Consider the following 22,498-nt stretch of genomic DNA (forward strand, 5'->3'; position numbering starts at 1 on the left):
GGCGCCCACCTCAGCCGACCCTCAGCACGGCTCCCAGCTCGGCGGTCGAGTCGGTGCCGACATAGATCTCGATCTCGGTGGCGTCCTGCACCCAGTCGCGGGTGACGGCGCTCCAGTACCGCAACTGGTCGGGGCCGAGATCGAAGCTGACCGTCCGGGTCCGGCCGGCGCCGATCGTCACCCGCTCGAACGCCTTCAGCTCGCGCAGCGGACGCGACGACGTGCCGTAGCGCTGGTGTATGTACAGCTGCACGACCTCGTCGCCGTCCACCTCCGAGTTGTTGCTGACGTCGACCGACACCTGCACGGTGTCACCGACGGCCACCGACTCGGCCGACAGCCGCAGGTCGGCGTAGGAGAAGTCGGCGTAGGACAACCCGTGCCCGAACGGGTAGAGCGGGGTGGACGCCTCGCCCCAGTACCGCCTGTCGGCCTCCTCGGGCTGGAAGGTGCGGTAGTGCGAGTGGATGACCGGCACCTGACCGACGTGCCGGGGCCAGCTGAACGGCAACTTGCCGCCGGGGGAGACGTCGCCGAACAGCAGCGCCGCCGTCGCCTCGCCACCGCGCGTACCCGGGTACCACACCTGCAGGATCGCCGGCACGTGCTCGTCGGCCCAGCGCAGGTCGAGGGGGCGTCCGGACATCAGCAGCGCCACGGTCGGCGTCCCGGTGGCGACGATCGCCTGCAGCTGCTCGAGCTGGCGTCCCGGCAGGTCCAGGGTGTCGGTGGACGCCTTCTCGCCGATCTGGTTCTGGCGCTGGCCGAGCACTACCACGGCCACGTCGCTCTCCCGGGCCAGGGCCACCGCGGCCTCGAGCTCCGCATCGTCGTCGTGGTCGGGCGCCGTGGCGTCCAGGGCCGACTCCATCGCGTCGAACATCGACCCGAACAGCCGTTCGGCGATGCCCACGCCCGGGGTGTACTTCACCTTGCCGGACGCCGCCCGCGAGCGAATGCCGTCCAGGATGGTGACCGTCTCGGCGGCGTTGTAGTCGAACGACCAGGGCCCGAGGATGTCGCGCGGCGAGTCGGCCAGCTGACCGATCACCGCGATCGTCCGGGCCTCGGCGGTCAGCGGCAGCACACCGTCGTTCTTCAGCAGGACCGCTGTCCGTTCCGCGGCCCGCCGGGCGACCTGCCGGTGGCCCGGGTCGTCCAGCACGGACGCGGTGGCCGCCTCGTCGGCGTAGGGGCGTTCGAACAGACCGAGCCGGAACTTCGCGGTCAGCACCCGGCGCACCGCCTCGTCGACGGTCGCCTCGCTGACCAGGCCCTGCTCGACGGCGGCGGGCAGGTGGGCGTAGGCGGGGTCCTCCATCGTCATCTCGAGGTCGAGCCCGGCGTTCATCGCGCGGGCGCCGGCGTCGGGCAGGTCGCGGGCTAAGTGCTGGGTGACCAGGGAGCGGACGGCGTTGGCGTCCGACACCACGAAGCCGTCGAAGCCGAACTCGCCGCGCAGCACGTCGGTGAGCAGCCAGCGGTTTCCCGAGGCGGGGACGCCGTTGAGGTCCATGTAGGCGCTCATGATGTTGGCCGCGCCCGCCTCGACCGCCGCGGCGAAGGGGGGCAGGTAGACGTTCCACAGCTCGGAATCGGAGATGTCCGCGTCCTCGTAGTCACGACCGCCGCGGGCGGCGCCGTAGCCCGCGAAGTGTTTCGGGCCGGCAAGCACCGACTCGGCGCCGAACTCGCCCTGCAACCCGCGGACGTGCGCGGCGGCGACGGCCGCGCCCAGGCACGGGTCCTCGCCGGCGCCCTCGACGATGCGCCCCCAGCGCGGGTCGCGGGCGATGTCGACCATCGGGGCGAAGGTCCAGTGGATGCCGACGGCGCGGGCCTCGCGGGCCGCGACCGCCTCACCCTCTTCGATCAGGGCCGGGTCCCACGAGGCGGCCTGCGCGATCGGCACCGGCATGATCGTCCGCAGGCCGTGGATGACGTCGAAGCCGAACAGCAGCGGGATGCCCAGCCGGCTGCCCTCGATCGATAGCCGCTGCAGCCGGTTCGCGGTGGCGGCGTCCCGGACGAACAGCAGCGAGCCGGCGCCACCGGCGGCCACGGCACGTTCGACGGCGCGCGGCGATTCCAGGTACTGGTGCGCCTCGGCCGAGTCGGCCTCGACGTCCTGGCCGAAGCTGCCGAAGTAGAAGTACTGGGTGACCTGACCGGCCTTCTCCTCGAGGGTGAGCCGGCCGAGCAGGTCCTCGACCCGTTCGCCGACGCTGAGCGAGGGGTCACGGAAGGGCAGATCGGTCACGGAGTTCTCCTTCGAAGCGGGACGTCGGGGGACAGCCTGCCACGACCGGGCGACGTCGGGTCGGATCGGGCACCGTAGTCGGTGCCCGATCCGGCCCAACCTTTGCTGCTCAGCGCAGGGCGCGGACGCCGCCGGGCTGCCGGTCGTCGCGGGACCGGTGGAGGCGACCGCGTTGGGCAATGTGCTCGTGCAGGCCCGCAGCCACGGCGCCGTCGGCTCACTGGACGAGATCCGGCAGATCATCGCCCGATCGTTTGATCCGATCACTTACGGTCCGCGATCAAATCGGCGAGACTGAACGAGAGCCTGCGTCACCCCAACGGTGGCGTGGGGCCAGTCACCCGTCAGAGGAGGACGATGAGCGCCCCAACCGGCACAGTGGCCCTGTTCGCCACGTGCATCAACGACCTGATGTTCCCCGACACCCCCAAGGCCGTCGTCCGGCTGCTGGAGCGCCTGGGCTGCACCGTCGACTTCCCGCTGTCGCAGACGTGCTGCGGCCAGCCGTTCACCAACACCGGCTACTTCAAAGAGGCGATGCCGTCGGTGCGCAACTACGTCGAGACCTTCGAGTCGTACGAGTACGTGGTCGGGCCGTCCGGCTCGTGCATCGGCTCGGTCCGCGACCAGCACCCGATGCTGGCCGGACGGCTCGGTGACCCCGGGCTGCAACGACGGGTCGAGGCGATCGTGGCCAAGACCTACGACCTGTCCGAGTTCATCGTCGACGTGCTCGGCGTCACCGACGTCGGCGCCTATTTCCCGCACACCGTCACCTACCACTCCACCTGCCATTCGCTGCGGGTCACCAAGGTGGGCGACCGGCCCTACCGGCTGCTGAAGGCGGTGCGCGGCCTCACCTTCGTCGAGCTGCCCGACTCCGACCAGTGCTGCGGCTTCGGCGGCACCTTCTCGGTGAAGAACCCCGACACGTCGGTGGCGATGGGCACCGACAAGGTGCGGCACGTGCTCGACACGGGCGCGGAATACCTGGTGGCCGGCGACAACTCCTGCCTGCTGCACCTGGGCGGCCTGCTCAGCCGGATGGAGGCCGGCGTCCGGCCCATCCATCTGGCCGAGATCCTGGCGCGCACCGAGGAGGACCTGGTCGAGGCCGGGACGTCCGCGAACAGTGAGGGAGGCGTCCGATGACCGCGGAACCCACCGAGACCGTCGCCGACCACGGAGTGCCCGCCGTGCACGAGCGCCGGACGCCGGCGCCGCCGCCGGTCACCCTGATCGGCATGCCGAAGTTCCCCAAGAACGCCAAGAAGGAGCTCGGCAACGCCCAGCTGCGCAGCAACCTGCGGCACGCCACCACCACGATCCGCAACAAGCGGGCACGGGTGGTGCAGGAGTTGCCGCACTGGGAGCAGCTGCGGCTGGCCGGCGAGGCGATCAAGAACAGGACGCTGCGGCACCTGGACGACTACCTCATCCAGCTCGAGGAGTCCCTGACCGCCAACGGTGCCATCGTGCACTGGGCCAACGACGCCGACGAGGCCAACCAGATCGTCATCGACATCACCCGCTCCAAGGGCGTCGACGAGGTGGTCAAGGTCAAGTCGATGGCCACCCAGGAGATCGACCTCAACGAGGCGCTCGAAGAGGCCGGGATCGCCGCCTGGGAGACCGACCTGGCCGAGCTGATCGTCCAACTCGGCCACGACCGGCCCAGCCACATCCTGGTGCCGGCGATCCACCGCAACCGCTCCGAGGTGCGGGAGATCTTCCTCGAGGAGATGGGCCGCTACGGCACCCCGCCGCCCGAGGGGCTCACCGACGACCCGGCCATGCTGGCCGGGGCGGCGCGCGTCCACCTGCGCGACAAGTTCATGCGGGCCAAGGTCGCCGTCTCGGGCGCCAACTTCGCGATCGCCGAGACCGGCACCCTGGTGGTGGTCGAGTCGGAGGGCAACGGGCGGATGTGCCTGACCCTGCCGGAGACCCTGATCTCCATCGTCGGCATCGAGAAGACGCTGCCCACTTTCGCCGATCTCGAGGTGTTCATGCAGCTGCTGCCGCGGTCGTCGACCGCCGAGCGGATGAACCCCTACACCTCGATGTGGTCCGGTGTGCGCGAGGGCGACGGCCCGCAGGAGGTGCACGTCGTGCTGGTCGACAACGGCCGCACCAAGGTGCTTGCCGACGAGGTCGGACGCCAGGCGCTGCGCTGCATCCGCTGCTCGGCCTGCCTCAACATCTGCCCCGTCTACGAGCGGGTCGGCGGGCACGCCTACGGCTCGGTCTACCCGGGCCCGATCGGCGCGATCCTGACCCCGCAGCTGCGCGGCACGGCGTCCGAGGTCGACAAGTCACTGCCGTACGCGTCGTCGCTGTGCGGGGCGTGCTTCGAGGTGTGCCCGGTGCGGATCAACATCCCCGAGGTGCTGGTCCACCTGCGCAACAAGGTCGTCGAGGAGAACCCCGGGCCGAGCCTGCAGAACATCGGGATGAAGGCCGGCGGCTGGTTGATGGGCAAGGGCAGCCGGTTCGGGATGGCCGGCAAGGGCGCCGAGGCGTTCGGCACGGTGTGGCCCGGCAGCAAGATCGGCCCGCTGCCGATCCCCGGGTGGGCCGCCGGCTGGACCGGCGCCCGCGACATGAAGAAGCCGGCCACCGAGACCTTCCGGGACTGGTGGAAGAAGCGCGAGAAGACCGCTGGGCGCGGCGACCAGGAGGGACAGGCATGAGCAGCAGCCGGGAAGCGATCCTCGGCCGGATCCGGTCGGCGCTGGCCGACGTGCCCGGCACCGAGGACAGCACGGACATCGCGGTCGACTGGGTCTACGGCCAGCGGCCCGAGGGTGCCGCCGACGACATGCTCGGGTTGTTCGTCGAGCGGGTCGAGGATTACCGGGCGGTCGTCGACCGGATCACCAGCGACGAGCTGGCCGGCCGGATCGCGGACGTGCTCGCCGAGCACGAGGTGAACTCCGTCGTTATCCCGGCGGGCGCCCCCGAACAGTGGCGGGAGGCGGTCGCCGGTCGCGGGATCACGGTGCTCAGCGACGATCCGGTGCTCAGCCACCGCGAACTGGACGCGACCGGCGGGGTCGTCACGGCGTCCCGGGTCGGCATCGCCGAGACCGGCACGATCGTGCTCGACCACGACGCCGACCAGGGCCGGCGCGCGCTGTCCCTGGTGCCCGACCTGCACGTGTGCGTGATCGGGTCCGACCAGGTGGTGTCCGACGTGCCCGAGGCGGTGGCGCGGCTGCAGGCGTCCATCGACTCGCGGCAGCCGCTGACCTGGATCAGTGGTCCGTCGGCCACCAGCGACATCGAGCTCAACCGGGTCGAGGGCGTCCACGGCCCGCGCACCCTGCACGTGCTCCTGGTCGACGCCGGCTGACGAGTCGCCAGGGGTGAGGGGGAACCTCCCCCGTGATAGGACGGCCGCACGAGAACCACCCCGTTCAAGGAGGAACCGTGCGACTGCTGAAACGACTCTGTCCATCGCTGGCGCTGATGCTGGTGCTCACCCTCGTTCCCTTCGTGGCCGGCAGCCGGCCGGCCGCGGCGGCGGCCCCCACACTCGGGCCCGTCTTCAACGACACCGACCGATGGGCGATCAGCAAGAACATCACCCGGATGGTGAAGGCGACCCCGCGGGGGGCGACGATCCGGATCGCCCAGTACCGCATCGCCAGCTCGGATCCCCACCTGCTGCCGGCGCTGCGCAAGGCGGTGAAGCGCGGTGTGAACGTGCGGATCGTGCTCGACAAGTCCGATCGCAACAGGCACCCGATGCGAGACGAGGGGCTGGCGAAGCTGGCCGCGCTGATCAAGAAGAAGTACGGAGCCTGGGGCAACCGCACGAAGCCGTCGTTCATCGTCCTGTGCACCAACGGCTGCATCGGCACCGCCTACAGCCACAACAAGTTCTACCTCTTCAGCAGGATGGGTTCGAAGACGAAGGTCGTGGTGCAGTCCACCGCGAACGTCGCGAAGGACAACGCCACCGAGGCCTGGAACGCCTCCTTAGCGGTGGCGGGCCGGACGAAGCTCTACGGCGGCTACGTCGGCTACTTCAGCGACCTGGCCGCCCGCCGCACCAACGAGTCCTACTACCGCACGGTCACCGACGGCCCCTACAAGGCGTACTTCTTCCCGCGGAAGTCCTCCACCGGTGACAGCGACGATCCGAAGACCGACACCATCTACCGCATCCTCGACGAACAGGTGCGGTGCACCGGCAACACCAAGGTCGGCACCAGCGTCAACCACCGCACGATCATCCGGATCGCGGTATGGGGCTTCACCCGCGAGGAAGTGGCCCGCAAGCTGCGGTCGCTCGCCGATCGGGACTGCTGGATCGATGTCGCGATCAACAAGCCCGGCGAGGTCTCGGCGGAGGTGCTGCGACTGCTGGCCAACCACCCGCGCATCAACGTCGACGACGCCCGCTCCGGCGGACGTTGGATGCACGCCAAGTACCTGCTGGTGGAAGGCAACTATGCGGGCAGGCCCGACAGCAAGCTCGCCTTCGTCGGCTCGCACAACTTCACCCTGAATGCGCTAAGGCACAACGACGAGACCTGGCTGAAGATCGACCGGGCCTCGGTGCATGACGCGTTCCGGGCCAACTTCCGGCGGATCATGAAGGCCAGCCCGAACTACCCGTTCTGACCGGCCTGCTCAGGCCACCCGGCCGAGCGAATCCGGATTGCGCCGCAACCGGGTGAGCAGGGTGCGGCGGCGCGGGGAACCGCCCGCCAGCACCTGGTCGAGAACGTCGGAGGGCATCGACTCCAGGGCCTCCACGCTGCGTTCGATCAGCCTGTGCTGCAGCGACGGGCTGAGCCGGGCCCGCTTGTTGACGTGGTAGTTGATCAGGGCGCAGAAGGCGTCCACCGCCTTGGGGATGAGTGCACCCGCCTCGGGGTCGGCGCTGGTCTCGCGCAGCACCATCGCCATGGCGTCCAGGAAATGCAGGTGGCGGGGGTCGTTGAGCTCGCTGAGTGAGCCCGGGACGCCCTGGCGGTGGAACAGGCCCAGCAGACCGACCGTCGCGAACGACTCCGAACCACGGTGCAGCCTCCAGATCCAGTGCCGGTCGGCGCAGGTGCGCAGATTCTCGGCGAAGGTGAGCAGACCCCGCTCGGCAAGCCGACGATGGTAGGCCCCGGCCCACGCCGCCGGGTAGTCCACCGACGTCGACCGGTAGGGCGGGTTGATCGCACCGCGCGGGGGCAGCACCAGGTTGCGCCGGGTCTCAGGCGAGCGGACGACGGTGCGGCGGCGTCCGGTCACCCGGACGTGGTCGGTGCGGACGAACTCGCACCCCAGCCGTTCGATCATCCGCACCAGCTGCTCGAGATAGCCGTGGCCGAGCCAGTCGTCGGCGTCCAGCCAGGTGAGGTAGGTGCCGTCGGCGTGCACCAGGCCGGTGTTGCGGGCCGCACTCAACCCCAGGTTGGTGTCGTGCCGGACGACCCTGGCGCCGGGCACGTCCCCGGCGAGTTGGTCGAGCACCGCCGGGGTGTGGTCGGTGGAACAGTCCTCGACGAAGATGAACTCGAAGTCGTGGCGGAGGTTGCCCTGCAGGCTGCGGACCAGCGTCGGTAGCTGGCCGGCCACGTTGTAGCAGGGGATGATCACCGACAACTTCACGACCCAGGACTCCTCGCGTGGACGACTTCGTCCCCCGTTGCGTGACCGATCCGCCCCCACGATCCGACCACGCGTCGATGCTTGCCGGGCTCGGTGACGAACAGAACACAGCCGTGTGACGACTCGATGAACTCCGTAATCGCCGGGGGTTCGAAGACCTCGCGACGTCCGTCGGGAGTTCACGTGGGCGACGCTTCGACGTGGCGGACTCGTCGATCGCGGCTCCTAGCGTCAAGGCATGACCGCTGGACGTCGAGAAGCCGCGCCCGCCCCCCGGGTGCTGGTCCTGGCCGACACCGACAGCCGCTGGAAGTGGGGCTATCTCACCGCCCAGCAGCTGTTCCCGGCGGCATCCCCGGTCGGCCTCCTTCTGGCTTCCGGTCGCGAGCCGTCCCCCCGGCAGCTCGCCGACACCGGTGTGCCAGCGCGGCCAACGGTCGTCGAGACCGTTCCCGACTTCGTCGAGACCGACGAGCTGGAGGAGGCCGACGCCATCGTCCTGGCACTGCCGGGCGGCGCGGTTCAGGCGGTGCTGCACGGCATGGCCCGGCGCTGGCCGGCGCCCGGGCGGCGTCCGCTGGTGATCACCGGCTATGTCGGGGTGGTCTATGAGAAGCAGGCCGAGGGACTGCTGATGCGTGCCGGCTCGGACGTCATCCTGGCCAACTCGCCCGCCGACGCCGACACCTTCCGTGACCTGTTGGCCGGGGCGGGAGCCGACGCCTCGGTGGTACTGCCCACGGTGCTGCCGTTCCTCGGCCCGCCCGATTCGGTGCGTCCCCACGAGCATCGGTTCACTGTCACCTTCGCCGCTCAGCCGGGCGTCCCGGGCACCCGGGCCGAACGTGAACTGGTGGTGCGCCGGCTGGTCCGGCACGCCGCGCTGCATCCCGACCGGGAGGTGCTGCTGAAGGTGCGCGGCCGGATCGGCGAACAGACCACCCACCCGGAGGACCATCCCTACCAGGTGCTCGGCGCCCGGCTCGACGTGCCGCGGCCGGACAACCTTCAGGTTGTCCACGGCAACATGGGCGAGGTCCTCGACCGCACCGACCTGCTGGTCACCGTGTCGTCGACGGCGGCGGTCGAGGCGATGCACCGGGGCATCCCGACCGCGATCCTGACCGACTTCGGCATCAAGGAGAAGCTCGGCAACCACTACTTCATCGGATCCGGCTGCCTGGCCGCCTTCAACGAACTGGACGCCGGGGCCCTGCCCACAGCCGACCCGGGCTGGGCCGCCTCGCACGGGCTCGGTTCCTCCGACGTGGCCGAGCAGGCCCGGCAGCGGGCGGCCCAGTTGCTGGCGCACGGCGTCCGCCCGCCGCTGCGGCCCTTCTACACGATGGACAACGCGGCCGGGATGCTGCCCGGGCTACTCGGGCGGTACCAGCTGACCGGACACGGGCACGCCCTGGAGGCCGACGACGATCGGCTGCTCGACCTGCAGTCGGCGGTGCGGTCGCTGGTCGGCCGGGCCGCCCGCACCGCCTACCGGCAGGGTGTCGAGACGGTCGCGCCGGCACTGCGTCGATTGGCCAGGCTGTGACGGTCCTGGCGGTGATCCCGGCCCGCGGCGGCTCCAAGGGGGTGCCGGGCAAGAACCTGGTATCGATCGGCGGGGTGCCGCTGGTGGTGCGCGCGATTCGGGCCGCGCAGGCGTCCGGAATGGTGGACGTCGTCGCCGTCTCGACCGACGACGACCGGATCGCCGCCGTGGCCGGGCGCGCCGGCGCACTGGTCATCGGGCGCCCCGCCGCCCTGGCCGGCGACGAGGCGTCCAGCGAGGCGGCGTTGCTGCACGCGCTCGACGAGGTCGAGGATTCGGGCCTCGCCGTCGAGGTGCTGCTGATGGTGCAGTGCACGTCGCCATTCGTGACCGCCGCCGAAATCGCCGACTGTGTGGCGGCCGTCAGGGGAGGCGCCGACACGGCGTTCACCGCCGCACCGAGCCACGGCTTCCTGTGGCGCCGCTGCCCCGACGGCTCGGCGACGGGGGTCAACCACGACCAGGCCACCCGGCCGCGTCGCCAGGACCGCCGGCCGGAGTTCCTCGAGACCGGCGCGGTGTACGCCATGACGGCGTCCGGCTTCGAGCGGCATCGGCACCGCTTCTTCGGTCGCACCGTGCTGATCGAGGCCGACCCGGCCAGGGTGCTGGAGATCGACGAACCGGCCGACCTGGACCGCGCCCGCCTCCTGGCCCCGCTGCTCGACGGCCCCAGCCAAGTGCCCGGCCGGGCGGACATCGACGCAGTCGTGCTCGACTTCGACGGGACCCAGACCGACGACTCGGCGCAGGTCGCCTCCGACGGCAGCGAACAGGTGAGGGTGCATCGCGGCGACGGGCTCGGCATCGCCGCGCTGCGCCGGGCGGGCATCCCGGTGCTGATCCTGTCCAGCGAGGCCAACCCGGTCGTCCGGGCCCGTGCCCGCAAGCTCAACGTGCCGGTGCTGCACGGCGTCGCCGACAAGGGCAGCGTGCTGCGCGACTGGTGCAGCAGCGAGGCCGTGGACCCCGGCCGGGTGCTGTACGCCGGCAACGACGTCAACGACCTCGGCTGCTTCGCGCTGGTCGGCTGGCCGGTCGCGGTCGCCTCCGCCCACCCGGTCGTGCGGGACGCCGCCCGGCTCGTCACCTCCGTGCCGGGAGGGCACGGGGCCGTTCGCGAAATCGCCACCTGGATCCTCGGAAAGGAACTCATACCATGATCCCCATCGCCGGCCGCGACCGAACCATCGGTGACCGCACCCTCGGGCACGGCCACCCCGTCTACATCACCGCCGAGATCGGCCTGAACCACAACGGCGAGGTCAGCACCGCGCTGGCCCTGATCGACGTCGCGCTCGAGGCCGGCGTCGACGCGGTCAAGTTCCAGAAGCGGACGCCGCGGATCTGCACCCCGCGCCAGCAGTGGGACGTCGAACGGGAGACCCCGTGGGGCCGGATGGCCTACATCGACTACCGCGAACGGATCGAGTTCGGCGAGGCCGAGTACAGGATCATCGACGAATACTGTCAGGACAAGGGGATTCACTGGTTCGCCTCGCCGTGGGACGTGCCCAGTGTCGAGTTCCTCGACGGGTTCGGCGTGCCGGCCCACAAGATCGCGTCGGCCTGCCTGACCGACGACGACCTGCTGCGGGCGGTGCGGGCGTCCGGGCGGACGGTGATCCTCTCCACCGGCATGTCGACGCCGGCGCAGATCCGGCACGCGGTGGAGGTGCTGGGCAGCAGCAACGTGCTGCTGTGCCATGCCACCTCGACCTACCCGGCCGCGAACGACGAACTGAACCTGCGGATGATCGGCACGCTCATGGGGGAGTATCCCAATGTGCCGGTCGGCTACTCCGGGCACGAGCGCGGCCTGCAGACCACCGTGGCGGCCGCAGCCCTGGGCGCCTGTTTCGTGGAGCGGCACATCACCCTGGACCGCACGATGTGGGGTTCGGACCAGGCCGCGTCGCTGGAGCCGGCCGGGCTGACCCGGCTGGTCCGTGACATCCGGGTCATCTCGGAGGCGCTCGGCGACGGGGTGAAGCGGGTCTACGAGGGTGAGTACACGGCGATGCGCAAGCTGCGCCGGGTGCCGGGCGTGGTGGCCGAGGCGTCCGCGCAGCAGGTCGCCTGAGCCGGCTGATGGCCAAGAAGCGCGCGCACAAGCGGACCACGCTGGCGCTGGTGGAGAGTCCTGCGCAGCTGCTGAACGTCATCGAGTGGGCGTACCGGGCCAAGGCGTTGAAGCAGACCCGGTTGGCGGTGCTGCCGCCCCGCGAGGCCACCACCCGGGTGCAACTGGAGGCGATGGTCGAACTGGCCAGGGACGCCGGCCTGGCCGCCACCTGGTACGAGCCGCGCCGATCGGCGGCGTCGATGGTGGCGGTGGCCTGGGAGCTGTTCCCGAGGTTGGCCCGGGCGGAACGGCTGGTCGTCGGCGACCCGTTCTCGCGGTTCGTGCAGGCGGTGCTGCCGCTCGCCGACGTGGCCCAGGTGGTGGTGGTGGACGACGGCACCGCCACCATCTCGTTCATCGACCAGCTCAGCAGCGGTGGCCGGCTGGCCCGCTGGCACGTCAACGCCGGCCGCGACGGCCGCGACCGGGTGGTCGATCTGCTCTCCGACCTGGCCAGGGACTTCTTCACGCCCTCGCAGCGGGACGGCCGCAGCGTCGAGGTGTTCACCGCCATGCCGGTGCGGGCACCGCAGGGGATCGGCCAGAGCGTGAACGACTTCGCCTGGACCCGGGCCACGTTCGGCCCGCCGGCGGTGACCGACTCCGTCGACGTGATCGGCACCTCGCTGGTCGAGACGGGAGTGGTGGACGCCGGCCGCTACCTGGCCGGGGTGCTGGCCGTGACGAACGAGTTCGGGGCCGGCCGATACTTCGCCCACCGTCGCGAGGCCGAGGGCAAGCTGGCCGCCCTCGCCGCGTCGACCGGACTGACGGTGGTCCGGCCCGCCGTGCCGCTGGAGATCGCGGTGCGCCGAGGACCGGTGAGCCGGCTGATGGTCAGCTACCCCTCGACCGTCGCCCACACACTGCCGCTGGTGCTCGCCGACGTCGCGGTCGATGTGGCGGTGGCCGACGTTCCGGCCGCCTGGCTGCTGACCGGGGCACCCGCCGGCGCCGGTGACTTCCTGGCGACGGTGACCGCCACCGCCCGCTCGCGGCACGGCCTGGTCTGACGCTCGGTGGCGAGTCTGTCCAGATCGGGCACCGAACTCGGTGCCCGATGTGGATCAACCCTCGACGGGCACCAGCAGGCACCGGGGGCAGGGCTGGATCGGGCCTTCCCAGCCGCGCGTCATCAGCACCCCGCCGACCATTCGGGCCGTCTCACAGGCGCCGCCGGTCACCTGCTGCCAGCCCAGCCGCAGCGTCGTTATGCCCTGAAGGGCGTGGGCGTTGTCGCGGATCATGTCGGTGAAGGCCGCGCCGCCTGAATGGTGCAGCTTGCTGTCGAGCTCGATCAGCAGGCTGTACTCCTCGTAGAGGGCGTCACTGCGGTAGCTGCGCAGCACGTGTCGCTGGCGGATCGCTGTCGGCAGACGGTGCGCACGCTCGACATCGACCAGGAAGCGCCGCTCCAGGGCCGAGTGCGCGCCATCCGTGACGTCGCACAGGATCTCCCTCAGCAGGCCCCGATGACGTAACGCCGGCCGGTCGGACAGCTGGGCCAGGAGCCGCTTGGCGGTGGTTCGGCGACCGGAGATGGCGTCGGCCAGGATGGCGGCGATGCGGTCGGCGTCGGCTTCGGCGCACAGGTCGAGCACGGTCTGGTCGACACCGGTGCGTGGCGGTTCACCGGTCGCTCGCCGGGTAGCTTTGATGAATCGCCAGCCCGGCCGGAAACGGCGCCCTACCGGTGCGAACACGGTGACCTCGTCGGGCGGGGCCTTCTGCAGGCCGTGAAGATGCGCCGCCGACTCCAGCCCGAGCACAGCACCCTGGCCGCCCAGCAGAACACCGGCCCAGGCCCGGCTTCGCCACCCGTCGGCGGCTCCAAGGGTGTACACCCCTGGTGTCATGGGATGCACTATCCCGTCGTGCAACAGCCGGGCCACGACGCGTCGGTGCAGGCCGGCTTCGAGTAGCTGGGAGCGGCTGATCACGCCGGACTGGGCCAGGGCGAGCGTGCGTAGGGTGTCCGGAATCACTGTTCGAGGCTTCACACCTGTTCAGTGTGTGCACCACGAGCCGAAAGTGGTCAAAAGTCCTCGCGAGCCGGCGGAGGTCGGTCCAGATCGGGCCCCGAACTCGGTGCCCGATCTGGATCAACCCTCAGAGCTGGTCCAGCACCTCGGCCATGATCGCCTGCACGGCGAGGGTGTCGTCGAGCGGCATGATCGGCGACTCGGTCAGCCCCGCCGCCAGGCATTCACCGACATGCTCTATCTCGTAGCGGTAGCCGGAGTCGAACTCGAGCGTCTCAGGGGTCTTCTCGCGCCAGATGGTCACCGAGGCGGCCCGGTGGAAGCGCGGGTGCACGTCGATCCAGCCCTTGGTGCCGGTCAGCATCATCCGACCCGGGCCGTAGGTGGTGAAGGCGCCGGCCAGGGTCGCCGAGCGGCCGTCGCCGTAGCCGAACAGCACCGAGAACTCGCCCTCGACCCCGCTGGCGTAGTGGCCGCCGGTGGCGCGCACCACCGCGGGGGTGCCGAGGAAGTGCTGGGCGAACGAGATCACGTAGACGCCGAGGTCGAGCACGGCGCCACCGCCCTTGGCCGGGTTGAACAGCCGGTCGTCGGGGTCGAACGCCCGGAACGCCGTCAGGTCGCCCTGGCAGCCGCGGACCTCTCCGATCTCGCCCGCGGCGATCACCTCGCGCAGGTGCGCGACGGCCGGGTTGAACCGGGTCCACATCGCCTCCATCGCAAACACCCGGGCCTCTCGGGCGGCTCGGACGATCCGCTCGGTGTCGCCGACCGATGCGGTGAACGCCTTCTCGACCAGGATCGGCTTGCCCGCCTCGATCGCGGCCAGCGCGATGTCGGTGTGCTGCGGGTGCGGGGTGGCGATGTAGACGGCGTCCACCTCGGGGTCGGCCAGCAGCGCCTCGTAGGACGCGTGCCAGCGTTCCAGCCCGTGGTCGGTGGCGAACACCTCGGCCCGTTCGGCCGACCGTGAGCCGACCGCGACCAGTTCCGCGTTGCCGGCTCGGCTGAACTCGGGGACGATCGCGGCTGCCATGCGTCCGGGGCCGGCGATGCCCCAGCGGATCGGTTGCGTCATGGGCCAACCCTAACGGCGCCGGCAGTTCGCACAGCGGCGGGCAGCGGCTTGGGGCGGCGGGGTCTGGCAGAGTAGTGAAGGTTGGATTGCGAGAAGGGGCAGCGTTGCGGGTCGTTCAGAAGTTCGGTGGGTCGTCGGTGGCGGACGCCGCCAGCATCAAGCGTGTCGCCCAGCGGATCGTCGACACCAAGGGCCGCGGCGCCGAGGTGGTCGTGGTGATCTCGGCGATGGGCGACACCACCGACGAGTTGATGGACCTGGCGCTCGAGGTGTCGCCGCAGCCGCGGCCGCGGGAACTCGACATGCTGCTCACCGCCGGCGAGCGGATGAGCGCGGCCCTGCTGGCGATGGCGATCAACGACCTCGGCTTCGAGGCGCGCTCGTTCACCGGCTCGCAGGCGGGCGTGATCACCACGGGCACCCACGGCGACGCCCGGATCATCGACATCACCCCGGGTCGCATCCGCACGGCGCTGGAGGACGGCGACATCGTCATCGTCGCCGGCTTCCAAGGGGTCTCGCAGACCTCCAAGGACGTCACCACGCTGGGCCGCGGGGCGTCCGACACGACCGCGGTGGCGCTGGCGGCGTCCCTTGGCGCCGACTACTGCGAGATCTACTCCGACGTCGACGGCGTGTTCACCGCAGACCCGCGGATCGTGCCGGGGGCGTCCCGGATTCCGGAGATCTCCTACGAGGAGATGCTCGAGATGGCGGCGCAGGGGGCCAAGATCCTGCATCTGCGCTGCGTCGAGTACGCCCGCCGCGAGAACGTGCCGGTGCACGTGCGGTCGTCGTTCTCGACCAGGCCGGGCACCTGGGTGAAGGACATCGAGTACAGGAACACTGAGGGCAGGGAGCTCGAGGGTATGGAACAGCCGCTGATCACCGGGGTCGCGCACGACCGCAGCGAGTCGAAGATCACCGTCGTCGGGGTGCCCGACCGGATCGGGGCCGCCGCCGAGGTCTTCTCGGCCGTCGCCGACGCGGGTGTCAACATCGACATGATCGTCCAGAACCAGTCGATCGCCGACGACAACACCGCGATCACGTTCACCCTGCCGGGCGGCGACAAGCTGCGCGCCCTGGACGCGCTGCACGGCGCCCGGGAGCGGATCGGGTTCACCGAGATCCAGTACGACGACGCGATCGGCAAGGTGTCGGTGATCGGCGTCGGGATGCGCTCGCACCCGGGCGTCTCGGCGACCTTCTTCCGGGCCCTGGCCGAGGCGGGCATCAACATCCAGATGATCTCCACCTCCGAGATCCGGATCTCGGTGGTGGTCGGCACCGACGACGTGGACGCCGCGGTGCGGGCCGCGCACACCGCCTTCGGTCTCGACTCGGTCACCGGCGAGGCGGTCGTCTACGCGGGTACCGGCCGCTAGGTCACTGCTGCACGCTCGCCGGGATCGGCCCGGCGGCGCGCAGCAACCGCTCGCCGAGCACGCGCACGGTGCTGATCAGTTCGACCGGCTGCACGACGTGGAAGTCGACCGGCAGCCGGACCAGCTCCTCGGCGTAGAACCACGGGTTGCCGGTGCTGGCGAGCAGTCGGCAGCGACCCTCACCGGCCTCTTCCAGCCGGCCGAGCGAGCGCGGCAGCCAGCGCCGGACGGCGTCCGCGCCGGCGTCGATCAGCACCTCGACGGGGTATTCCCAGCCGGTGGCCAGGTTGGCCTCCAGGGTCCGCACCGGATCGAGGTCGGCGGGCACCACCGCCCGCTCGGCAAGGGTCTCGAGTGCGGTGATCCGGTCGACGCGGTAGCACCGCTGCGGGTTCTCGCCGCCCCGGCACAGCGAGCACAGCAGGTACCAGCGGCCGTGCCAGATGACCAGGGCCCACGGGTCGGCCTCGACCTCGAAGGCGTTGCCGGCCTCGCTGCGGTAGCCGAGCCGCACCCGGCGTCCGCTGTTGAGCGCGGTGGCCACCGTTGACACCATGGCCGGATCGGGCCGCGCGGCCTGCCGGTCCGGGGCGGCCGCGGCCAGCCGACGCACCGCCGCCGCCTGCTCGCCGACGCTCTCGGGCAGGGCGCGCAGCAGCTTGCCGAGCGCCCGGCCGACCGGCTCGGTGTCGTCGGCGGCGGCGTGGTGGCCGTCCAGCACCGCCATCACCAAGGCCAGCGCCTCGTCGGTGGTGAAGATCAGCGGCGTGCGGCGTCCGCGACCCAGCCGGTAGCCGCCGTGCGGTCCGCGGGTCGACACGACCGGGACGTCCGCCTCGCGCAGCACGGAGACGTAGCGCCGGGCGGCCCGCTCGGTCACGCCCAGCCGCTCGGCGAGCCGGTCGGCCGTGATGCCGGGATGGTCCGAGATCAGTTCGAGGCAGCGCAGGGCGCGCGCGGTCGGGTTCCGGTCGTCCACCGTCATGGACCAACAATGCCAGGAGAACAGGACGCGATCCGTCCGGAACCATGGCTAGCGTCACGCCTGAACAAGGAGGAAGCCATGACCGATACCCACACCGATCCCGTGCCCGGCCAGCCCGACTTTCCGTGGGAGCCGCCGCTGGCGGGAGGCGAACTGGAGCACCTGCTCGGCATGCTCGAGCGGCTGCGCTGGACGTTTCGCTGGAAGGCCGCGGGGCTGGACGCCGCCGGGCTGTCCGCCCGGCTGGAGCCCTCGGAACTCACCCTGGGCGGCCTGCTCAAGCACCTCGCCGCAGTCGAGGCGCTGCGGTTCAGCTGGGAGGCGTTCCACGGCGACCCGGGCGAACCGTGGCGCTCGGCCGACTGGAGCGACCCCGGTTGGGTGTTCACCAGTGCCGCCGACGACACCCCCGAACAGCTGTACGCGCTGTACGACGAGTCGGTGGCGAAGTCCCGCCAGCACCTCGCGGACGCGATCGCCGACGGCGGCATCGATCAGCCGACGCAGGCCGGCCTGGGCGACCAACAGGCCAGCCTGCGCCGGTTGGTGTGCGACCTGATCGAGGAGTACGGCCGGCACACCGGCCACGCCGACCTGCTGCGCGAGAGCGTGGACGGCCTGGTGGGCGAGGATCCGCCGGCGGGTTGGAGGCCGTGACGGCCTGCTTTGGCCCTGGTCAGGCCGGCTTGCGGGCGATCAGCGCGATGCCGGTCAGGTGGGCGGCGTAGCGGGTGAAGACCCGTCGCATGCCCAGCACCCGCGCACGGGCGCCGGGGTTGCGCAGCAGGTTCCGGGCGATCCTCAGCACCCGGGCCAGACCCACGTCGGCGACCAGCGCAGCGGCGGCCGGGTCGGCGTCCACCCCGACGTAGCCGGCGGGGGACTGCTGCACGATCAACGCGGCCGTGCGGCCGATGCCTGGGCGAGTTCGACCACTCCGGCGCCGGTCAGCTCGAGTCGGCCAAGCAGCCGGGTGGTGAGTCCGAGCCCGCCGGGGCGTAGGACGCGTTTGCCGAGTCCGGCCAGCAGTCAGTGGCCCTGAAGGTCTTCGATGCGGCGCTCCGCCTGGGGTGGTGATCCGGTCATTGCGGCGCCGATCAGTCGGCGGTCAGCAGGAACAGGGCGAGCTTGGACGGCTCGAGGGCCTCGACGGCGTGCGGCACCCGGGTGCGCAGATGGATCAGGTCGCCCGGTGCCAGGGTCACGCTGCGGTCATCGGCGGTGATCCGGAACGAACCCTCGAGGGTCTGCAGCAGCACCGGGATCGCCGCGGTGTGCTCGCGCAGTTCCTCACCGGCGTCGAAGGCGAACAGCACCACGTTGGTGCCCTCGGCCCGCAGGGCGGTGCGCGAGACGGTGGCCTGCGGTTGCACCTGGACGAGGCCGGCCAGATCGGCCAGATGGGTCATGTCAGCGGTATCGGTCACCGGAACTCCTATTTACTACATGTCAATATGTAGAAAATCTAGCACGATCCACGGGACGCCGTGGTGACGGCCGCAGTCGCTGCGCCTGTAGAGTGGGTGGACGACAGGGGAGCGCCAGCAGGGCGCTGAGAGTGCGGAGCAGCCGCAGACCCTCGAACCTGATCCGGTCAGTACCGGCGTAGGGAGTCGGGATCTCCTCACCAGCACGGTGAGCCCTCCGATCCGGAGGAGACGTCACACCATGAGAACGATCAGCACCATCACCGCGTTCGCCGCGACGGCCGCGCTCGCCCTGGCGGGCTGCGCGGGGCCCGCGCCGGCGGCGTCCCAGACCGCCGAAGCGTCGGCGCCGACCGAATCGAAGACGCTGACGGTCGTCACCCACGACTCGTTCGCGCTCAGCGACGAGTTGAAGCAACAGTTCGAGAAGGAGACCGGTTACACGGTGACCTACGTGGCGCCCGGCGACGGCGGTGCGCTGGTCAACCAGCTGATCCTGACCAAGGACTCCCCCCTCGGCGACGTCGTCTACGGCATCGACAACACCTTCGCCGGCCGCGCGATCAGCCAGCAGGTCGTCACCCCCTACACGCCCGCGAACCTGCCCGAATCGGTCGCGGCGTTGAAGGCCGACGACTCGGGACGCCTCACCGCGGTCGACTTCGGCGACGTGTGCGTCAACGCCGACTCGAAGTGGTTCGCCGCGAAGAAGCTCGCCGTGCCGGTCACCCTGGACGACCTGGCCAAGCCCGAGTACGCCGACCTGCTCGTGGTCGAGAACCCGGCCTCGTCGTCGCCCGGACTGGCCTGGCTGGCCGCCACCGTCGGCGCCAAGGGCGAGGACGGCTACCTCGATTACTGGACGTCGCTGAAGAACAACGGCGTCAAGGTGGTGAAGGGCTGGACGGAGGCCTACTCGACCGAGTTCTCCGGGTCCTCCGGCAAGGGGTCGAAGCCGCTGGTGGTGTCGTACAGCACCTCGCCCGCGTTCGAGGTGCCGAAGGGCTCGTCCACCTCGAACACCGAGGCGCTGCTGCAGACCTGCTTCCGTCAGGTCGAGTACGCGGGCGTGATCGCCGGCGCGCAGAACGAGGTCGGCGCCCGGAAGTTCATCGACTTCATGCTGAGCAGGGACGTGCAGGCCGACATCCCCGGCCAGATGTACATGTACCCGGCCGACACCTCCGTCGAGCTGCCCGCCGACTGGCAGAAGTTCGCCCCGCTGTCGGACGCCCCGTTCACGGTCTCCGCGGAGGCGATCTCGGCCAACCGGGACGCCTGGATCCGCGACTGGACGGCGACGGTGATCGGCTGAGTCGTGCCCGCCCCTCGTACCCGACGGCCGGTGGATTCACCGGTCGAGCGCGTCCAGCCCCGTGTCCCGGTCGACGCCGCGCCCGCGCAGGCCCGGCCCGCCGGGTCATCGCGCGAGGGCGCGCCCGGGCCGGCCGCCGTCCGCCCGAGCGCCGGCCCGCTGGCGGTCGCGCTGTGGGCGGGGGCGGTGCTCGTCCCGGTGGGCTTCCTCGCGGTCTTCTTCGCCTGGCCCGTCGCGTCGCTGGTCGCCAGGGGTTTCGTCACCGAGGCGGGGTTCAGTCTGGACGGCGTCCGCAGCGTGCTGGCCGCGCCCCGGACATGGCGGATCCTGGGCCAGACCCTCGGCCTGGCCGCCGCCGGCACCGCGGCGTCCGTGCTGCTCGGCCTGCCCGGCGCGTATCTGCTCTACCGCTGCCGTTTTCCCGGCCGGGCGGTGCTGCGGGCGATGGTGTCGGTGCCCTTCGTACTGCCCGCGGTCGTGGTCGGGGTGGCGTTCCGGTCGCTGTTCTCGGTCACCGGCCCGCTGGGCGGGCTGGGGCTCGACGAGTCCTTCGCCGCGATCATGGTCGCGCTGGTGTTCTTCAACTACTCGGTGATGGTGCGCACCGTCGGGGCACTGTGGTCCCGGCTCGATCCGCGGACGGCCGAGGCGGCGCGGGTCCTGGGGGCGTCCCCGGTGCGGGTGTTCTGCACGGTGACCCTGCCGGCGATCGGACCCGCGATCCTGTCGGGGGCGTCATTGGTGTTCCTGTTCTGCGCGACCGCCTTCGGCATCGTGATGGTGATGGGCGGGGTCGGTTTCAGCACCATCGAGACCGAGATCTGGTACCAGACCACCCAGCTGCTCGACCTGCCCGCGGCGGCGGCACTGTCGATCCTGCAACTGGTGGTCGTGGCGGCGTCCCTACTGGTCGCCTCACGTGCCCGGCGGCGCAGCGAGCACGCCCTGCGGCTGAGGGGGGACGCCGGGGCCGAGCAGCCGTGGCGGCTGCGCCGTGACCTGCTGCCCACCCTGGTCACCGGGCTGGTGGGGGTCGGCCTGCTGGGCGTGCCCATGGTGCACCTGGTGGTCCGTTCGTTCGCCACCGCTGAGGGCTGGGGCTGGCGCAACTACGCGTTGCTGGCCACCACCGGCGACGGCAGCCTGAGTGTTCCGGTCTGGACGGCGGCGCTGAACTCGCTGGTGATCGCCACGCAGGCCTGCCTCGTCGCGGTGGTGCTGGGGGTGCTGGTCAGCCTGGTCGCGTCGCGGCGGCCGCGATCGCCCGGCCTGGCCCGCGGGGTGAGGCTCCTCGACGCGGTGTTCATGCTGCCCCTGGGGGTGTCGGCGGTGACGGTCGGCTTCGGCTTCCTGATCACCCTGAACCGGCCGCCGTTCGACCTGCGCAGTTCGCCGATCCTGATTCCGATCGCCCAGGCGATCGTGGCCCTGCCGCTGGTGGTGCGCACGCTGCTGCCGGTGCTGCGGGCGATCGACCCGCGGCAACGTGAGGCGGCCGCGATGCTGGGCGCCGGTCCGGGCCGGGTGCTGGCCAGCATCGACGGTGCGCTCGCGTTGCGCGGGCTGGGACTGGCGGTGGGCTTCGCGTTCGCCACGTCGCTGGGTGAGTTCGGCGCGACATCGTTCCTGTCCCGGCCCGACCATCCGACGCTGCCGGTGGTCATCTTCCGGCTGATCGGACGCCCCGGCGCGGACAACTTCGGCATGGCGATGGCCGCGTCGGTGATCCTGGCGGTGCTGACCGCCGCGGTGATGGCGGCCGCCGAGGCGGTCCGGCCGAGGGAGGCGGAACTGTGAGGGGACTGAGCGTCACCGGCGCGGTGGTGAAGTACGGCGACCTGGTCGCGGTCGATGGCGTCGACGCGGCCGTGGAACCGGGCGAGATCGTGGCGTTGCTGGGTGCGTCCGGTTCGGGGAAGAGCTCGCTGCTGCGCGGCATCGCCGGACTGGAACCGCTGGCGGCGGGCCGGGTGGCGTGGAACGACGAGGACGTCACCACCGTGCCGGTGCACAAGCGCGGCTTCGGGATGATGTTCCAGGACGGCCAGCTGTTCAACCATTTGAGCGTGGCGGGCAACATCGCCTACGGGCTGTACCGGCAGCCGAGGGCGGCCCGCCGGGCCCGGGTCGAGAAACTGCTCGAGGTCGTCGGCCTGCCCGGCTACGGCGCTCGCCCGGTGAGCGAGCTGTCCGGCGGTCAGGCGCAGCGGGTGGCGCTGGCGCGATCGCTGGCCCCCGGGCCGCGGCTGCTGCTGCTCGACGAGCCCCTGTCGGCGCTGGACCGCAACCTTCGCGAACATCTGGTCGGGGTGCTCGGTGATGCGCTGCGCACCACCGGCACCACGGCGCTGTACGTCACCCACGACCAGGACGAGGCCTTCGCGCTGGCCGACCGGGTCGGGGTGATGGACGCCGGCCGGATGCTGCAACTCGACAACCCGGACACGCTGTGGCGGCGTCCGGTCTCGCGGCGGGTGGCCGACTTCCTCGGCTACGAACCGTTCATCGATGCCGAGCTGGCGAGACGTCTGGGCGGCCCGGACGCCGGCCCCGGCCAGCTGGTCGGGATCGGCCCGGCGGGCCTGCTGGCAGACGCCGCCGGCACTGCACTGCCGGTCGTGGAGCAGCGCTACCGGCGCGGCGAGGTGCTGATCGACGTGCGGTTGCCGGACGGCCAGCTCGCCACCGTGACCGCCGCCGAGAAGCACGACGGTGAGGAGTTGTCCGTCCGGCTCGATCGGGCCGGCTGCGCGGTGCTGCCGGGCTGAACGCC

The 22,498-nt window shown here is 71.0% G+C and carries 20 protein-coding genes and 1 riboswitch; of the genes, 13 read left to right on the plus strand and 7 right to left on the minus strand.

The window, feature by feature from the left end; all coding sequences use genetic code 11:
- Positions 1 to 10: 10 nt before the first annotated feature.
- Entirely contained in the window at positions 11 to 2,260 is a 2,250-nt protein-coding gene (locus OIE40_RS00145; protein WP_264698672.1) for a glycoside hydrolase family 3 N-terminal domain-containing protein, read from the minus strand.
- Between the two features lie 357 nt (positions 2,261 to 2,617).
- Here OIE40_RS00145 and OIE40_RS00150 point away from each other — a divergent pair, with 357 nt between their 5' ends.
- From OIE40_RS00150 to OIE40_RS00165, 4 genes are all read left to right on the plus strand, one after another.
- On the plus strand, positions 2,618 to 3,412 hold the full coding sequence (locus tag OIE40_RS00150) for a (Fe-S)-binding protein (RefSeq protein WP_264698674.1): 795 nt from the start codon (positions 2,618 to 2,620) through the stop codon (positions 3,410 to 3,412).
- Positions 3,409 to 4,953 carry a LutB/LldF family L-lactate oxidation iron-sulfur protein gene (locus OIE40_RS00155; protein WP_264698676.1) on the plus strand — a complete coding sequence of 515 codons (1,545 nt, stop codon included), beginning with the start codon at positions 3,409 to 3,411 and terminating at the stop codon, positions 4,951 to 4,953. Before OIE40_RS00150 ends, OIE40_RS00155 begins: the two co-directional genes overlap by 4 nt.
- Positions 4,950 to 5,615 (plus strand): LutC/YkgG family protein, encoded by a 666-nt coding sequence (locus OIE40_RS00160; protein ID WP_264698678.1) that lies wholly within the window; start codon positions 4,950 to 4,952, stop codon positions 5,613 to 5,615. Before OIE40_RS00155 ends, OIE40_RS00160 begins: the two co-directional genes overlap by 4 nt.
- Positions 5,616 to 5,692: 77 nt before the next feature.
- Positions 5,693 to 6,892, plus strand: a complete 1,200-nt coding sequence (locus OIE40_RS00165) for a phospholipase D-like domain-containing protein (RefSeq protein ID WP_264698681.1) — start codon at positions 5,693 to 5,695, stop codon at positions 6,890 to 6,892.
- A 9-nt stretch (positions 6,893 to 6,901) separates the two neighbouring features.
- On the opposite strand, the gene OIE40_RS00170 is transcribed toward OIE40_RS00165, so the two are convergent.
- The gene (locus OIE40_RS00170) at positions 6,902 to 7,876 is read right to left on the minus strand and encodes a glycosyltransferase family 2 protein (protein ID WP_264698683.1); all 975 of its coding nucleotides are present in this window, start codon (positions 7,874 to 7,876) and stop codon (positions 6,902 to 6,904) included.
- A gap of 238 nt (positions 7,877 to 8,114) precedes the next feature.
- Here OIE40_RS00170 and OIE40_RS00175 point away from each other — a divergent pair, with 238 nt between their 5' ends.
- Genes OIE40_RS00175 through OIE40_RS00190 form a run of 4 tightly spaced genes read left to right on the plus strand, consistent with a single transcriptional unit; the run spans position 8,115 to position 12,563 of the window.
- Positions 8,115 to 9,425 carry a DUF6716 putative glycosyltransferase gene (locus OIE40_RS00175; protein ID WP_264698684.1) on the plus strand — a complete coding sequence of 437 codons (1,311 nt, stop codon included), beginning with the start codon at positions 8,115 to 8,117 and terminating at the stop codon, positions 9,423 to 9,425.
- Positions 9,422 to 10,588: an acylneuraminate cytidylyltransferase gene (locus tag OIE40_RS00180; protein ID WP_264698687.1), complete on the plus strand. Its 1,167-nt coding sequence runs from the start codon at positions 9,422 to 9,424 to the stop codon at positions 10,586 to 10,588. The genes OIE40_RS00175 and OIE40_RS00180 overlap by 4 nt, the downstream gene beginning before the upstream one ends.
- Complete coding sequence (locus OIE40_RS00185) at positions 10,585 to 11,508, plus strand: N-acetylneuraminate synthase family protein (protein ID WP_264698689.1); 924 nt, start codon at positions 10,585 to 10,587, stop codon at positions 11,506 to 11,508. The genes OIE40_RS00180 and OIE40_RS00185 overlap by 4 nt, the downstream gene beginning before the upstream one ends.
- 8 nt (positions 11,509 to 11,516) lie before the next feature.
- Entirely contained in the window at positions 11,517 to 12,563 is a 1,047-nt protein-coding gene (locus OIE40_RS00190; RefSeq protein ID WP_264698690.1) for a hypothetical protein, read from the plus strand.
- A gap of 54 nt (positions 12,564 to 12,617) precedes the next feature.
- Here the strand turns inward: OIE40_RS00190 and OIE40_RS00195 are convergent, their stop codons facing one another.
- Entirely contained in the window at positions 12,618 to 13,535 is a 918-nt protein-coding gene (locus OIE40_RS00195) for a type IV toxin-antitoxin system AbiEi family antitoxin domain-containing protein (RefSeq protein WP_264698691.1), read from the minus strand.
- A 124-nt stretch (positions 13,536 to 13,659) separates the two neighbouring features.
- Positions 13,660 to 14,610 (minus strand): Gfo/Idh/MocA family protein, encoded by a 951-nt coding sequence (locus OIE40_RS00200; protein ID WP_264698692.1) that lies wholly within the window; start codon positions 14,608 to 14,610, stop codon positions 13,660 to 13,662.
- A gap of 104 nt (positions 14,611 to 14,714) precedes the next feature.
- Between OIE40_RS00200 and OIE40_RS00205 the strand changes: the two genes are divergently transcribed.
- Positions 14,715 to 15,998, plus strand: a complete 1,284-nt coding sequence (locus OIE40_RS00205; protein WP_264698694.1) for an aspartate kinase — start codon at positions 14,715 to 14,717, stop codon at positions 15,996 to 15,998.
- A gap of 1 nt (position 15,999) precedes the next feature.
- Here the strand turns inward: OIE40_RS00205 and OIE40_RS00210 are convergent, their stop codons facing one another.
- Complete coding sequence (locus tag OIE40_RS00210; protein WP_264698695.1) at positions 16,000 to 16,983, minus strand: helix-turn-helix transcriptional regulator; 984 nt, start codon at positions 16,981 to 16,983, stop codon at positions 16,000 to 16,002.
- 78 nt (positions 16,984 to 17,061) lie between these two features.
- Here OIE40_RS00210 and OIE40_RS00215 point away from each other — a divergent pair, with 78 nt between their 5' ends.
- Positions 17,062 to 17,640: a DinB family protein gene (locus tag OIE40_RS00215; protein ID WP_264698697.1), complete on the plus strand. Its 579-nt coding sequence runs from the start codon at positions 17,062 to 17,064 to the stop codon at positions 17,638 to 17,640.
- Positions 17,641 to 17,659: 19 nt separating this feature from the next.
- Here the strand turns inward: OIE40_RS00215 and OIE40_RS00220 are convergent, their stop codons facing one another.
- Positions 17,660 to 17,875: a hypothetical protein gene (locus OIE40_RS00220; RefSeq protein ID WP_264698698.1), complete on the minus strand. Its 216-nt coding sequence runs from the start codon at positions 17,873 to 17,875 to the stop codon at positions 17,660 to 17,662.
- Between the two features lie 205 nt (positions 17,876 to 18,080).
- Complete coding sequence (locus OIE40_RS00225; RefSeq protein ID WP_264698700.1) at positions 18,081 to 18,410, minus strand: cupin domain-containing protein; 330 nt, start codon at positions 18,408 to 18,410, stop codon at positions 18,081 to 18,083.
- Between the two features lie 95 nt (positions 18,411 to 18,505).
- A riboswitch (TPP riboswitch) is annotated at positions 18,506 to 18,612 on the plus strand.
- A gap of 39 nt (positions 18,613 to 18,651) precedes the next feature.
- Between OIE40_RS00225 and OIE40_RS00230 the strand changes: the two genes are divergently transcribed.
- The 3 genes from OIE40_RS00230 to OIE40_RS00240 are packed head-to-tail and all read left to right on the plus strand — an operon-like array spanning position 18,652 to position 22,493.
- Complete coding sequence (locus OIE40_RS00230; protein ID WP_264698701.1) at positions 18,652 to 19,725, plus strand: thiamine ABC transporter substrate-binding protein; 1,074 nt, start codon at positions 18,652 to 18,654, stop codon at positions 19,723 to 19,725.
- A 30-nt stretch (positions 19,726 to 19,755) separates the two neighbouring features.
- Positions 19,756 to 21,522: an ABC transporter permease gene (locus OIE40_RS00235; RefSeq protein WP_264698702.1), complete on the plus strand. Its 1,767-nt coding sequence runs from the start codon at positions 19,756 to 19,758 to the stop codon at positions 21,520 to 21,522.
- The gene (locus OIE40_RS00240) at positions 21,519 to 22,493 is read left to right on the plus strand and encodes an ABC transporter ATP-binding protein (RefSeq protein WP_264698704.1); all 975 of its coding nucleotides are present in this window, start codon (positions 21,519 to 21,521) and stop codon (positions 22,491 to 22,493) included. Before OIE40_RS00235 ends, OIE40_RS00240 begins: the two co-directional genes overlap by 4 nt.
- The last annotated feature ends 5 nt before the right edge of the window (positions 22,494 to 22,498 follow it).

Origin of the sequence: Micropruina sonneratiae (assembly GCF_025972045.1) — a bacterium.
Classification (GTDB): Bacteria; Actinomycetota; Actinomycetes; order Propionibacteriales; family Propionibacteriaceae; genus Micropruina; species Micropruina sonneratiae.